Source organism: Dactylosporangium sp. NPDC000521, from assembly GCF_042898305.1.
Lineage (GTDB): Bacteria > Actinomycetota > Actinomycetes > Mycobacteriales > Micromonosporaceae > Dactylosporangium.
This window is the reverse complement of the sequence record NZ_JBIAYW010000024.1, coordinates 127,656-141,561: the sequence shown is the minus strand read 5'-3', so window position 1 is coordinate 141,561 and position 13,906 is coordinate 127,656. Positions and strand designations below refer to the sequence as shown.

The 13,906-nt window shown below is 73.6% G+C and carries 11 protein-coding genes; 9 read left to right on the top strand and 2 right to left on the bottom strand.

The window, feature by feature from the left end:
- Positions 1 to 75: 75 nt before the first annotated feature.
- Positions 76 to 1,038 carry a LysR family transcriptional regulator gene (locus ACFY3L_RS45890; RefSeq protein ID WP_389339684.1) on the bottom strand — a complete coding sequence of 321 codons (963 nt, stop codon included), beginning with the start codon at positions 1,036 to 1,038 and terminating at the stop codon, positions 76 to 78.
- Positions 1,039 to 1,205: 167 nt separating this feature from the next.
- Here ACFY3L_RS45890 and ACFY3L_RS45885 point away from each other — a divergent pair, with 167 nt between their 5' ends.
- Entirely contained in the window at positions 1,206 to 1,862 is a 657-nt protein-coding gene (locus tag ACFY3L_RS45885; RefSeq protein ID WP_389339682.1) for a DUF998 domain-containing protein, read from the top strand.
- Positions 1,863 to 1,974: 112 nt separating this feature from the next.
- A complete protein-coding gene (locus tag ACFY3L_RS45880) occupies positions 1,975 to 2,778 on the top strand; it encodes an SDR family NAD(P)-dependent oxidoreductase (RefSeq protein ID WP_389339680.1) in 804 nt (267 codons plus the stop codon).
- On the opposite strand, the gene ACFY3L_RS45875 is transcribed toward ACFY3L_RS45880, so the two are convergent.
- On the bottom strand, positions 2,749 to 3,246 hold the full coding sequence (locus ACFY3L_RS45875) for a winged helix-turn-helix transcriptional regulator (RefSeq protein WP_389339678.1): 498 nt from the start codon (positions 3,244 to 3,246) through the stop codon (positions 2,749 to 2,751). The two genes, ACFY3L_RS45880 and ACFY3L_RS45875, sit on opposite strands and share 30 nt — an antisense overlap.
- A gap of 64 nt (positions 3,247 to 3,310) precedes the next feature.
- Here ACFY3L_RS45875 and ACFY3L_RS45870 point away from each other — a divergent pair, with 64 nt between their 5' ends.
- The 7 genes from ACFY3L_RS45870 (at position 3,311) to ACFY3L_RS45840 (ending at position 13,598) form a co-directional block, all read left to right on the top strand.
- The gene (locus tag ACFY3L_RS45870; RefSeq protein ID WP_389339676.1) at positions 3,311 to 3,832 is read left to right on the top strand and encodes a PaaI family thioesterase; all 522 of its coding nucleotides are present in this window, start codon (positions 3,311 to 3,313) and stop codon (positions 3,830 to 3,832) included.
- A gap of 136 nt (positions 3,833 to 3,968) precedes the next feature.
- Positions 3,969 to 5,750: a S8 family serine peptidase gene (locus ACFY3L_RS45865; protein WP_389339674.1), complete on the top strand. Its 1,782-nt coding sequence runs from the start codon at positions 3,969 to 3,971 to the stop codon at positions 5,748 to 5,750.
- Positions 5,751 to 5,799: 49 nt separating this feature from the next.
- Positions 5,800 to 8,289: a putative bifunctional diguanylate cyclase/phosphodiesterase gene (locus ACFY3L_RS45860; protein ID WP_389339672.1), complete on the top strand. Its 2,490-nt coding sequence runs from the start codon at positions 5,800 to 5,802 to the stop codon at positions 8,287 to 8,289.
- 11 nt (positions 8,290 to 8,300) lie between these two features.
- Positions 8,301 to 9,020 carry an NRDE family protein gene (locus tag ACFY3L_RS45855; protein ID WP_389339670.1) on the top strand — a complete coding sequence of 240 codons (720 nt, stop codon included), beginning with the start codon at positions 8,301 to 8,303 and terminating at the stop codon, positions 9,018 to 9,020.
- Positions 9,021 to 9,096: 76 nt separating this feature from the next.
- Complete coding sequence (locus tag ACFY3L_RS45850) at positions 9,097 to 11,139, top strand: glycosyltransferase family 39 protein (protein ID WP_389339668.1); 2,043 nt, start codon at positions 9,097 to 9,099, stop codon at positions 11,137 to 11,139.
- 189 nt (positions 11,140 to 11,328) lie between these two features.
- Positions 11,329 to 12,543, top strand: a complete 1,215-nt coding sequence (locus tag ACFY3L_RS45845) for a glycosyltransferase (protein ID WP_389339666.1) — start codon at positions 11,329 to 11,331, stop codon at positions 12,541 to 12,543.
- 53 nt (positions 12,544 to 12,596) lie between these two features.
- On the top strand, positions 12,597 to 13,598 hold the full coding sequence (locus ACFY3L_RS45840) for a hypothetical protein (protein WP_389339664.1): 1,002 nt from the start codon (positions 12,597 to 12,599) through the stop codon (positions 13,596 to 13,598).
- Positions 13,599 to 13,906: the final 308 nt, after the last annotated feature.

Here is a 13,906-nt window from a genome sequence, read left to right as displayed (position 1 = left end):
AACTGGCAGTTCACCCAGATCACCGCCACGTTCACCGGCTAAGCACCACCTGAAGTGACGAGAGGGCTGGCCCTGCTACAGGGCCAGCCCTCTTCTGTCGGGGTGGCGCCCCAGCCAGGCCGTGTACCGGTCGTTCTTGCGCACGGCGTCGGCGTACGCCTCGATCGCATACGCCCAGACCTGCCCCGCCACGTCGGCGGCGGGCCCGTCGGGCAGCCAGCCCAGCATCTGCCGCCAGTGCAGCGGCGCGCCCGCGATCGGCACTGCGGCCAGGCCCGCCATCGGCCGCAGCGTCGCCTGGCACAGGCCGACCGCGTCGCCGGACTCGATGAGGTCGATCGCGCCGCGGACCTCGGTCTCGAACAGGACCCGGGGCGTGAACCCCGCCCGGGCGCAGGCCGCCGCGTGGCAGGAGGAGAAGCAGCCGTCGCCGGGCGCGGCGACCCACTGGGCGTCGGCGAGCTCGGCCAGGTCGACCTCGTCGCGGTCGGCGAGCCGATGCCCCTCCGGCAGCAGCAGGAACACCGGGTCGGCGGCCACGACCCGCCAGGCGAGCCCGTTGTCGGTCGCCGGGGGCGCGTCGCCGCAGGCGCCGACCAGGACGAAGTCCAGCTTGCCGGCGAGCACCTGGTCGCCGAGCTCCGCGGCGGACCACGACGCGTGGGTGCTGACCTGGGCACCCGGATGGTTGCTGCTGATGCGGTGCACCAGGCCGCCGAGGATCGGGCCGTTGACCGCGCCGATCCGGTACCGCCCGGCACGGTCCTTCGTGCTGGCCAGCCGGGTCGCCTCGTCCTGGAGCCCTTTGACGGCCGGCAGCAGCACCCTGGCCCGCGCCAGGACCAGCTCACCGAGCGGTGTCGCGCGGGCACCGCGCCGGTCGCGCTCGAACAGCAGCCCGCCGAGCGCCCGCTCGATGCGCTGCAGCTGCGCGGTCAACGCCGGCTGGGCGAGGCCCAGCACCGAGGCCGCCTTCGTGACACTGCCGGCATCCGCGATCGCGCACACGACCCGCAGGTGCCGCAGCTCCAGATCCATATGCAGACGTTAGGACGTCCGCCGGATGGGGAGAAGACCCCGGAGCCATCGAGCCTCACCGTTTTCGCAGATCGACACATCGGCGAAACGTGCCGGTGGGTCGCGGAATACGGGGGGCGGGTATGCGGCGATGCTATGGAACCGGGCCGCCTGGGTACGCTGGGTGGGTGCCCTCCCCCCGCCGCTGGTGCGCCGGTGCCGCCACCGCGACCGCGGCGACCGGCGCGATCGGGCTGGCGTTCGCCGTGGCCGGCTCGGCGCCGTGGCGCTACGTGAGCGAGTCCGGCGTCGCCGGCGCGCCCCACCCGACGCTCTACCGGGTCAGCATGCTGCTCCTGGCGGCGTCGCTGGCGTTCCTGGCGGTGCCGGCCCGGCACACCGCCCGCCACGCCCTCGCCACGCTCCCGTTCGTGCCCGGGCGCCTCGCCGCCCTGGTGCCGGCCGGGCTCGCCGCGGCGGCGATCGCCCTGGCCGCTCCCCTGGCCGCCGTCGCCGGCGCGGTCACCTGCTCCCCAGGGTGTCCGCTGCCGCCGTACGAGTCGCCTCAGCCACAGGACCTCGTCCACGCCGCCGGGGCGATCGGCGCGCTGCTGCTCCTCGCGCTGGCGATCCTGGGGTACGCCACGCAGCCCGACCACTCGACACTGCGCCGTGCGGGGCGGCTCGGTGTGCTCCTGGCGTTCCCGCCGCTGATCCTGTCCGCGGCCGGCATCCTGCTCCTGGGCCGGGGCCTCCTCACCGGCCTGATGGAGCGGGCCGCCCTGGTCGCCGTCTCGGCGTGGCTGGTGCAGACCGCCGCCGTCCACGTCCGCGCCAAGCCGTGAAGCCATGACCAGCCCCGCCGCCCGTACGGCAGGCGTGAAGCCATGACCAGCCCCGCCGCCCGTACGGCAGGCGTGAAGCCATGACCAGTCCGCCGCCTGTACGGCAGGCGTGATGACCCGCACCGTCGTCGTCACAGGGGCGAGCGCGGGGATCGGCCTCGCCGCCGCGAAGGGGTTCGCCGCGGCCGGCGACCGCGTGGTCCTCCTCGGCCGCAACGAGCAGCGCCTGGCCGCGGCCCTGGACACCGTGCGCGCGGCGGGCGCCACCGACCCCGTCGCGGTCCTGGCGGACTTCGCCGACCCGGCCCAGGTGCGGTCGGCGGCCGCCGAGGTCCGCGCCGCCTGCGACCGCATCGACGTCCTGGTGAACAACGCCGGCGGCCTCTTCCGCGGCCCCACCTGCCTGCAGGTCAACCACCTGGCCGGCTTCGAGCTGGCCCACCTGCTGCTCGACCGGTTGCAGAACCCCGCCAGGCTGGTCACGACCGCGTCCCTCGCCGAGGCCTGGGGCGTGCTGGACGTCGACCGGCCGCTGCGCGCCTCGCTCTGGCACCGCAGCCGGTGGCTCGCCTACGGCTCGTCGAAGCAGGCGAACATCCTGTTCACCCTGGAGGCGGCCCGGCGCTGGACGCCCCTCGGCGTGCTGCCCGTGGCGTTCTTCCCAGGTCTCGTGCGGAGCCGGTTCGCCACCACCAGCCCGCTCTTCATGCTCGGCAAGCTGATCCCGGTCCTGTTCAGCTCCCCGCAGAAGGCCGCCGGCACTCTGCTGTGGCTGGCCGGCGCGCCCGCGGAGGCGCTCGTGCCCGGTGGCTACTACTTCCAGCGGCAGCCTCTCACCGCGACGCCCCGCTCGACCTCGCCGGACCGCGCCGCCCGCCTCTGGGCGTCATCCCTCGCCGTGATCGGCCGCCGCTAGCCGGCGGCGGGCACCGCGACCGGGGCGGGGGACGACGTCGCGCGGGGGCACCTCGGCGTGGCCGGACTCGCAGACCAGCACGGCGTGCACGGGCGCGCCGCAGCCGCGGTGGACCGTCTCCAGCGGTGGCCCCTCCGGCCCGGCCAGGTACCGGTCGCCCCACTCCAGCACTGCGACCAGCAGCGGGTACAGGTCGAAGCCCTTCTCGGTGAGCCGGTACTCGTCGCGGACCCGCGAGCCGGGCTCCCGGTACGGCACCCGGCGCAGCACGCCGTTGTCGACGAGCATGCCGAGGCGGTTGGTCAGCACCTGCCGCGGGATGCCGGTGCGTTCCCGCATGTCGTCGAAGCGGTGGATGCCGTTGAAGACCTCGCGCAGCACGACGACGGTCCACTTCTCGCCGAGAATCGCCATCGCCGCGCCGATCGTGCAGTTGTCGACCGACCAATCCAGTGCAGCAGGCCTCATGTCGCCAGGCTAACCGCACCTGAGTCTGATTGACAGATCCAGCCCTGGCCGACAGGCTGCATCCATGACGCAGACTCAGGACGAGGTCCGTAGCCGCACGTTCACGTGGTCCGACCCGATGCTCAACGCGGCCGAGCTGGGCCGGCGCAGCGGCCTGGAGCTGCTGCGGGCGATGGCCCGCGGCGAGCTCCCGGCGCCGCCGATCACGCACCTCATGGGCGCCGGGCGGATCGAGGCCGAGCTGGGCCGGGTCGTCGTGACCCTCGAGCCGCAGGAGTTCCACTACAACCCGCTCGGCAGCATCCACGGCGGAGTCCTCGCGACGCTGCTCGACACGGCCGCCGCCTGCGCCGTGCACTCGACGCTGCCGGCCGGCGTCGGGTACACCTCCCTCGACCTCAGCACGAAGTTCCTCCGCCCCGCGTCGATCGCGTCCGGCACCCTGACCTGCGAGGGCACCGTCCTGTCGAAGGGCCGGCGGACCGCCCTCGCCCAGGCGGTGATCACCGACGCCCGCGGCGGCATGGTCGCCCACGCCACGTCGAGCTGCATGATCTTCGACCTCACCGAGGCGCGAGCCGCATGACGCACAGCGGAGCGTGACCGGCACCACGCTGCGTAAGACGTGACCAGCGAAGAGTGTCCGACCTGGTGACAACGCCGCGCTACCGGCTGCTCAACCATGGATCACGGCGAGTCGTCGACCCATGGAAGGGGACCGAATGCCGAGCAGAGACCGGAGCGCACTGGGTGCCGCCGCGGCAGCGATCATCACGATCGCCGGCGTGGCCGGACCGGGCGTGCCGGCAACCGCGGCACCACCGGCGGTATCGACCGCCGGCCATCCGACCCGTGTGATCGTCGCCTACGACGACGCCGACGCGGCCGCCCGGGCGGTCGACCGCGCCGGCGGGAGGGTCGGCCGGGCGCTGCCGATCGTGGAGAGCTTCGCGGCCGAGGTGCCAGACACGCAACTGTCCGCCCTGCGGGCCGCCCCTGGCGTGCGGTCCGTGACCCTCGACGGTGAGGTGGCGCTCCAGGCCGATCGATGGCGCGCCGACGGCGACGCCAACTCGATGTTCAGCGTCGTGCGCGCGACCGGCGCGCTGGACGTGTGGAAGAAGACCGACTCCAGCGGCCGGCCGATCGGCGGCGCCGGCGTCGGCATCGCCCTGATCGACTCCGGCATCTCGCAGGTCACCGGCCTCAACGACCCGGGCCGGATCATCAACGGGCCGGACCTGTCGTTCGAGTCACAGTCGCCCAACCTGCGCCACGCCGACACGTTCGGGCACGGCACCCACATGGCCGGGCTGATCGCCGGCCGCGACCCGGGCACCAACTTCCTGACCGTCGACTCGCCGGCCAACTTCACCGGCATGGCGCCCACCTCGACGCTGATCAGCGTCAAGGTCGCCACCGCCGACGGCGCCACCGACGTCTCGCAGGTCATCGCCGGGATCGACTGGGTCGTCACGCACCGCAACGACCCGGGCCTGAACATCAAGGTGCTGAACCTGTCGTTCGGCACCGACAGCTACCAGGACGAGAAGCTCGACCCGCTGTCGCACGCGGTCGAGGCGGCCTGGAAGAAGGGCATCTCGGTCGTGGTCTCCGCCGGCAACGACGGCACGACCCGGACCGCGCTGTCGATGCCGGCGGCCAACCCGTTCGTCATCGCGGTCGGCGCCGCCGACTCGAAGGGGACCGAGTCCCGCTCCGACGACGTGCTGGCCGGCTTCAGCACCCGCGGCAACACCACCCGCTCCGCCGACCTGACCGCGCCCGGCCGCTCGATCGTCGGCCTGCGGGACCCGGGCTCCTACGTCGACGTCAACTACCCGACGGGGCTCGTGCCGGGCGACACGACCGGACGGTACTTCCGGGGCAGCGGCAGCTCGCAGGCCGCGGCCATCACGTCCGGCGCCGTGGCGCTGCTGCTGCAGCAGCGCCCGAACCTCACGCCCGACCAGGTCAAGAAGCTGCTCGTCAGCACCACCGACGCGATGAACGCCGGTGACGTGCTGGGCCGCGGCTCCGGCCAGCTCAACATCAAGAAGGCGATCGAGGCGCCGACGCCCACCTACACGCAGACGTGGGCGGCGTCGACCGGCACCGGCACGCTGGAGGCCTCCCGGGGCTCCGCACACGTCGCGGACCCGGTCACCGGCACCGAGCTGACCGGCGAGACGGACATCATGGGCCGGGCCTGGACGCCGTCGACGTGGGCGAAGGCATCGACCGCCGGCACCGCGTGGACCGGCGGCACCTGGAACGGCGCGACCTGGACCGGCACCTCGCTGAGCGGCACGGCCACGACCGGCCGCAGCTGGGTCGCGGTCGGCTGGACCGGCACCAGCTGGTCCGGTCGCACCTGGAGCGGGCGCACCTGGAGCAGCGCCGTGTGGGACGGCCGCACATGGAGTGGCCGAACTTGGTCAGGTAGCACCTGGAGCGGCCGAACTTGGAGTGGAAGCTACTGGTCCGGCTCCATCTGGCAGTAGCCCCCAAGAAGGCAGTAACCCCCGAGAAAAGGGCGATTCCGGGACGATCATGAAGAAAGCACGCGCATGGACGCGCCCGGACGCACGGGTGGCGGCGCTCAGCCTGTGGCTGGGCGTCGCCACCGTCGCGACCCATGCCCTGCGCATCCGCAGCGGCGGACTGCCGGCGGCCCCCGAGGCGCTGCCGCTGATCCTGCTCGCCGCCGCGTTCGCGGTCACCGAGGGCTTCGCGGTGCACATCAGGGTCCGCCGCGGTGGCCACGCGATGAGCCTCAGCGAGATCCCGATGGTCCTCGGGCTGCTCTCGGTCGACCCGACCCTGCTGCTCGTCGTCCGGCTCCTCGGCGGCGGCCTCGGCCTGGTGATCCTGCGCGGCCAGCGCGGCGTCAAGCTCGGCTTCAACGTCGCCCTCCTCGGCGTGCAGACCACCGCGGCGTCCGTGATGCTGCGCGCCCTCAGCGGCCCCACCCTGACCGAGGTCGGGCCGGTGCAGTGGCTGTACGTGCTGCTCGTCATGCTCGTGTCCGACGTCATCGCCGCGGTGCTGGTCACCGCCGTGATCGCGCTGCACGACGACCCCAGCGAGTGGAAACGCCTGCCGAGCGCCCTGCAGGGCCTGCCGCTCGTGGCGATCACCACCAGCATCGGCCTGATCAGCACCCTCGCCATCGACCGCGACCCGAGGGCGATCGCCCTGCTCGCGATCGTCTCCGCGGTCACGTACAAGGCCTACGGCTCCTACGTGAGCCAGAGCCAGGGCCACGCACAGGTCGAGGAGCTCTACGCCTTCACCCGGGCCCTCGACGGTGTCCTCGACACCGGCGGCGTCGCCCGCATCGTGCTCGAGCAGGCACGTGACCAGCTCCGCGCCGAGCGCGCCGAGCTGATCATCCCGGGCGCCGACGGCTCCCAGATCCGGATGCGCATGCACGGCCGGCACCAGCTCGACACGACCGTCATCGACGCCCTGCCGGAGACCGCGTGGTGGCAGCCCGCCCGCGCCAGCACCCCCGTCCTGGTCGCCAAGGGCAGCCGCGTCGTCGGCTCCATCGTCGACGGCATCGCGGTGCCCGTGCCCCTCAACGACGGCGCGACCGGCGTGCTGTTCGTCGCCGACAGCCTCCCCGACATCCCGACCTTCGGCGAGCACCACGTCCGCCTCTTCCAGGCCCTCGCCAACCACGCCAGCCTCTCCCTCACCAAGGCCCGGCTCCTCGACGAGCTGCGCCGGGAGGTCGCGGAGAAGGAGCACCTGGCGCTCTACGACCCGCTCACCGGCCTGCCCAACCGGCAGCACTTCCAGTCGCTCACCGACGCGCTGCGCGTCCAGGGCACCCCGGTCGCGATGCTGCTCATGGACCTCGACCGCTTCAAGGACGTCAACGACGCGCTCGGCCACGACATCGGCGACACCCTCCTGCGGGAGGCCGGCGACCGCCTGCAGGGCCGCCTCGGCGACCGCGGCACCGTCGCCCGCTTCGGCGGCGACGAGTTCGCCGTCCTGCTGCCCGGCATCCGCACCCGCGAGGTCGCCGTCGCGATCGGCGACGACCTCGCCGCCGCCATGGAGCAGCCGATCGCGATCGGCCACCTGCGCCTCAACGCCCGCGTCAGCATCGGCATCGCGCTCGCCCCCGAGCACGGCCACGACGCGAAGACCCTCATCCAGCGCGCCGACGTCGCCATGTACGTCGCGAAGACCACCCGCACCGGCGTGCGCGTCTACCAGCCCGACGACGACCGCAACAGCCCCCGGCGCCTCGCCATGGTCGCCGACCTGCGGGAGGCCATCCAGCGCCACGACCTCGTCGTCGTCTTCCAGCCGAAGCTGGAGACCGCCACCGGCATCGTCCGCGGCGCCGAGGCTCTCGCCCGCTGGCACCATCCCGCGCACGGCTTCGTCCCGCCCGACGAGTTCATCCCCCTCGCCGAGACGTCCGGCCTGATCCGCCCCCTGACCCTGCACGTGCTGGAGGTCGCGCTGCGCCGCTGCGCCTCGTGGCGGCGGATGGGCCACGACATGCACGTCGCGGTCAACCTGTCGCCCAACAGCCTGCAGGAGGCCGACCTGCCCGACATCGTCGCCCGGCTGCTCGGCCAGGCTGGGGTACCGGCCAGCGCGCTGACCCTGGAGATCACCGAGAGCAGCATCATGGACGACCCGGCCGGCAGCCTCGTCACGCTCGACCGCCTGCACGCCCTCGGCGTCAAGCTCGCCATCGACGACTTCGGCACCGGGTACTCCTCCCTCGGCCGCCTCCGCGAGCTCCCCATCCATGAGATGAAGATCGACAAGTCCTTCGTGCAGCGCATCGCCGTCGACCACCGCGACCGCGCCGTCGTCCGCTCCGCCGTCCAGCTCGGGCACGCCCTGGACCTGGAGGTCGTCGCCGAGGGCGTCGAGGACGAGCAGACCCTCAACCACCTGCGCGCGGAAGGCTGCAACCTGGTCCAGGGCTACTTCATCTCCAAGCCCCTGCCGGCCGACGAGTTCGCCGGCTGGCTGGCCGCACGGGTGCCGCAACTCGGACAGGCATAACCTTTTCCCGCATGTGCACCGTGCTCCTCCGCTTCGACCCCGCCGCCACCTTCCCCGTCCTGCTGGCCGCGGTCCGCGACGAGTACCTCGCCCGCCCCTGGGAGCCCCCGGCCGAGCACTGGCCAGGCTTCTGGGGCGGCCGCGACAGCGCCGCCGGCGGCACCTGGCTCGCCGTCGACCCGGCCGCCCCCGCCGTCACCGCACTGCTGAACGGCTTCCCGCCCCTGCCACCCCTCGGCGACCGCCCGACCCGCGGCGCCCTCCCGCTGGGCCCGCTGCCGCCGGACCTCTCCGGTTTCGACGCCTTCCATCTGGTGCGGGCGACGCCGGCCGAGGTCACCGTCCTGTCCTGGAACGGCACCGACCTCACGACGCACACCCTGCCCCCGGGCGACCACGTGATCGTCAACCAGGGCGTCGACGTCAACGCCTTCGCCCCGCTCCACGCCGCCGCCACCCCTCCCCTCGCCCCGGACACCCCGACCCACGAGGCCTGGGGCGACTGGATCCCCCTGCTCGCGGGCGGCACGTTCACCGGCGTCGCCCCGCGCGCGCTGCTCGTGCGCCACGAGGTGGACGGCCTGGCATACGGCTCCGGCTCCGCCGCCCTGGTCGCCCTGGGCCGCGACGCCGTCCGGTACGACTTCGCCACCGCCCCCGGCCCGTCCGCCACCTGGACCCGCATCCCACTCCCTCCGGTCGTGCGCCGGCCGAGGTCCTCGACCGGCTGACGGGTGAACCGGGACTCACAGGTGGCGCACAGGTGGGGCCCAAGGTGCTGGCAGGGGCGGACCGCAGTCTCGGACCATGACGACGACGCTGGTCCGCCCCGCTGCCACCGCTGACACGCCCACACAGACGCCGCCCCGGGATCCGGTCTGGGTCCGGCCGGCGTTGGGGGTGCTGCTGGCCGGCACGCTCGTGGCGTACGTGTGGAACCTCAGCGCATCCGGCTGGGGCAACGCGTTCTACGCGGCGGCGGCACAGGCGGGCGGCGAGAGCTGGAAGGCGTGGTTCTTCGGCTCGTCCGACGCCTCGAACTTCATCACCGTCGACAAGACGCCGGGGGCGCTGTGGGTGACGGGGCTGTCGGTGCGGATCTTCGGGCTCAGCTCGTGGAGCATCCTCGTGCCGCAGGCGCTGATCGGGGTCGCGACGGTCTGGCTGCTGTACGCGACGGTGCGGCGCTGGCACGGGGCCGCCGCCGGGCTGTTCGCGGGGGCGGTGCTCGCCACGACGCCGATCGCGACGCTGATGTTCCGGTTCAACAACCCTGACGCGCTGCTCATGCTGCTGCTCGTCGCCGGCGTGTACGGCATGGTCCGCGCGCTGGAGCGGGGCAGCACCTGGTGGCTGGTGTTCGCGGGCGGCAGCGTCGGCTTCGGCTTCCTGACCAAGATGCTGCAGGCGCTGCTGGTGGTGCCGGCGTTCGCGCTGGCGTACCTGCTGTTCGCGCCGACCGGCTGGGGGCGGCGCCTCGTGCAGCTGCTCGTCGCGGGCGCGGCGGTGGTCGTGTCCGCCGGCTGGTGGGTGGCGATCGTCGAGCTGATCCCGGCGTCGTGGCGGCCTTACGTCGGCGGGTCGCAGAACAACTCGATCCTGGAGCTGACCCTCGGGTACAACGGCCTCGGCCGCATCACGGGCAACGAGACCGGCAGCGTCGGCGGCGGGGGCGGCGCCAACGGTGGCCGCTGGGGCGAGACGGGCTGGTCGCGGCTCTTCGACGGGCAGACCGGCGGGCAGGCGTCGTGGCTGCTGCCGGCGGCGCTGATCCTCCTGGTCGCGGGCCTGATCTGGTCGACCCGGAAGGCCGCCTACGTGCTGTGGGGCGGCTGGCTCGTGGTGACCGCCGTCGTCTTCAGCACCATGCAGGGCATCTTCCACGACTACTACACCGTGGCCCTGGCGCCGGCGATCGGCGCGCTGGTCGCGATGGGCACGGCCACGCTGTGGCGCCGCCGCGGCAACCTGTACGCGCTGCTCACCCTCTCCTCGGCGGTCGCGGTCACGGCCATCTGGTCCTACGTGCTGCTCGCCCGCGCCACCGACTTCCACCCGTGGCTGCGGGTCGCGGTCCTGCTCACCGGCGCGGCGGGCGCGGTGGGCCTGCTGGTCAGCCAGCAGCTCGGCCGCGTGATCGGGCGGCGGGTCTCGCTGGCGGCGGCCGCGGTGGCGCTCTTCGCGGTGCTCGGCGGGCCGGTCGCCTATTCGCTGAACACGATCGCCACCCCGCACTCGGGCTCCATCGTCACGGCGGGCCCGGCGGTCGCCGGAGGCTCCTTCCCAGGAGGCGGCGGCCGCGGCGGCCCCTCCCGGAACGGTGGCTTCCCCGGCGGGTTCCCGGGCGGCACGGCCCCCGGCTTCCCCGGCACCGGCACGGGCACTGGCACTGGCACCACCGGCACCGGCACGGGCACCACCGGCTTCCCCGGCCCGGGCGGCACCGGCGGCGCCTTCCCCGGCGGCGGAGCGGGCCAGCGTGGTGGCATGGGCGGGCTGCTCAACGCCACGACGCCCAGCGCGGAGCTGGTCGCGCTGCTGCGGGAGGACGCGTCCAGGTACACGTGGGTCGGCGCGGCCGTCGGGTCCAACAGCGCCTCCGGGTACCAGCTGGCGACCGAGCTCCCCGTGATGGCCATCGGCGGGTTCAACGGCAGCGACCCGGCGCCGAGCCTCGCGCGGTTCCAGCAGTACGTCGCCGACGGCCAGATCCACTACTTCATCGGCGGCGCCGGCGTCGGTGGCCGCAGCAACGGCGGCAGCAGCGTCAGCGCGGAGATCGCCGCGTGGGTGGCCGCCAACTACACCGCGCAGACGGTCGGCGGCATCACGGTGTACGACCTGTCCTGACCACTCGTCCCGCCCTGTCCATTCCGTCTCGCCCTGTCCACTCGTCCCGTCCTGTCCACTCGTCTCGTCCGTGAGGGCCGTCCCGTTCCGGGGCGGCCCTCTTTCACAGGTGGGGGCGGCGCTCTTTTCACAGGTGGGGTACAGGATCGCCACAACCTGCCGGAAGCAACGAAGCCGACCTTGGTTGACATGACGACAACGACGCGCCCGCGCGAAGCAAGCACCGACGTCACCGCCGCCGGCGCGGTCCTCGACGTCGTCGTTCCCGTGTACAACGAGGAGCGCTACCTCGGCCCGTGCGTGCGCCGGCTGCACGCCCACCTCAGCACCACGTTCCCGTACCCCTTCCGGATCACCGTCGCCGACAACGCCAGCACCGACGGGACGCTCGCGGTCGCCACCGCCCTGGCCGGCGAGCTGGCCGGCGTCGAGGTGCTGCACCTGACCGAGAAGGGTCGCGGGCGGGCGCTGCGGGCCGCGTGGGACGCCTCGGACGCGCCGGTCCTCGCGTACATGGACGTGGACCTGAGCACCGACCTCAACGCGGTCCTGCCGCTGGTCGCCCCGCTGCTGTCGGGCCACTCCGACGTCTCGATCGGCACGCGGCTGGCCCGCGGCTCCCGGGTGGTCCGCGGCGCGAAGCGGCAGTTCATCTCCCGCTCGTACAACATCCTCCTCCGCGGAACGCTCCAGGTCGGCTTCTCCGACGCCCAGTGCGGATTCAAGGCGATCCGCAAGGACGTCGCCGAACAGCTCCTGCCGCTGGTCGAGGACACCGGCTGGTTCTTCGACACCGAGCTGCTCGTGCTCGCACAGCGGGCCGGGCTGCGCATCCACGAGGTGCCGGTCGACTGGATCGACGACCCCGACAGCCGCGTCGACATCGTCGCCACCGCGCTCGCCGACCTCCGCGGCATCGCCCGCCTCGCCCGTGGCCTGGTCGACGGCTCGCTGCCGCTGCAGTCGCTGCGCTCCCGGTTCGGCCGGGAGCCGCTCGCCGCCGCGGGCGTGCCGGCGTCGATGCCGTCGCAGCTGCTGCGCTTCGCCGGCGTCGGGGTGCTGTCGACGGTCGCGTACCTGCTGCTGTTCGCGCTCCTGCGCCCGGTGGGCGCGCAAGCGGCCAACTTCGCGGCCCTGCTGATCACCGCGGTCGGCAACACCGCGCTCAACCGGCGGCTGACCTTCGCCGTGCGGGGCGCCGCCCACGCCGGCCGGCACCAGGCGCAGGGCCTGCTGCTCTTCGCCCTCGGCCTCGCGCTGACGTCGGGCTCTCTGGTCGCGCTGGACGCGGCAGCACCGGCGAACCCGCACCTGCTGGAGGTGGCCGTCCTCGTGCTCGCCAACCTGGCCGCGACCGTGCTCAGGTTCGTGCTGATGCGGGTGTGGGTGTTCCGCAAGGCCTGATACCGTCAATTGCGGTGAAATCGGATCTTTTACGCTCGGGTTTTCTACGTGAAGTGCGCGACGGGGTCACTCCGCGCGCGGGTGCGCTGGTCCTCGCGGTCCTCGCCGTGCAGCTGGCCTTCATCGCCAGCTACATCGGCGCCTTCCACAAGCCGTCCCCGCACCGGATCCCGATCGCCGTCACGGCGCCCGCCCAGCGGCTCGACGCGCTCGCCCGGCAGCTCGACACCCTGCCGGGCGCCCCATTGGACGCCCGCCCCGTCGCCGACGAGGCCACCGCCCGCCGCATGATCGAGCACCGCGAGGTCTACGGCGCGTTCGTCGTCTCGGCGACCGACGCCACCGACCGCCTGATCATCGCCAGCGGCGCCGGCGCGAGCGCCGGCCAGGCCCTGGAGCAGATCTTCACGCCGCTCGAGGACGCGCAGGACCGCGCGTTCACCCTCGAGGACGTGAAGCCCGCCCTGCTCGGCGACGCCCGCGGCCTGTCGGGCTTCTACCTCGCGCTCGGCTGGGTCGTCGGCGGTTACCTCGTGGCGATCGCGCTCAGCGCCAGCAAGGGCGCCCGCCCCGCCAACCCGCACCGCGCCGCGATCCGCCTGCTGTCCCTGCTTGCCTACGCCCTGCTGTCCGGCCTCGGCGGCGCCCTCATCGCCACGGCCGTCACCGGCGCCGGCGCGGGTCACCTGGCCCAGCTCGCCTGGTTCGGCGCGCTGCTGGTCCTCGCCTCGGGCGCCGTCACGATGGCCCTGCAGGCCGCGCTCGGTTTCGCGGGCACGGGCGTGGCCGTCCTGTTGTTCGTGGTCCTGGGCAACCCGAGCGCCGGCGGCGCGTACCCGGCCCCGCTGCTGCCTACCTTCTGGCGCACCATCGGCCCCTGGCTGCCACCCGGCCTGGGCACCGACGCCATCCGCGGCATCGTCTACTTCGACGGCGCCGGCGTGAGGCGCTCGGCCCTCGTCCTGTCCTCCTACGCCCTGCTCGGCGTCCTCGGCACGCTGCTCGCCTCCGGCGGCGCCACCCGGATCGCCGCCATCGTCCCCCGGCGCCGATAACCGCACAGGCCGCACGGGAGGCGCGCCCCAGCAACCACCACGCGCCGCACCACCGCAGCCCCGCAACCACGGCGCGTCGTACCGCCACCGCAGCGCCGCCCCCGCAACCGCAACGCGCCGCCGCCACGGCGCCCGGGCCGCACGCGAGGCATGCGCCGCCGCACCGCCACCCACAGAACCGCAACCGCCACGCGCCGCACCGTCACCACAGTCCGGCAACCGCAACGCGACGCCGCCACGGCGCCCGGGCCGCACACGAAGCATGTGCCACCGCACCGCCACCCACAGAACCGCAACTGCCACAGGCC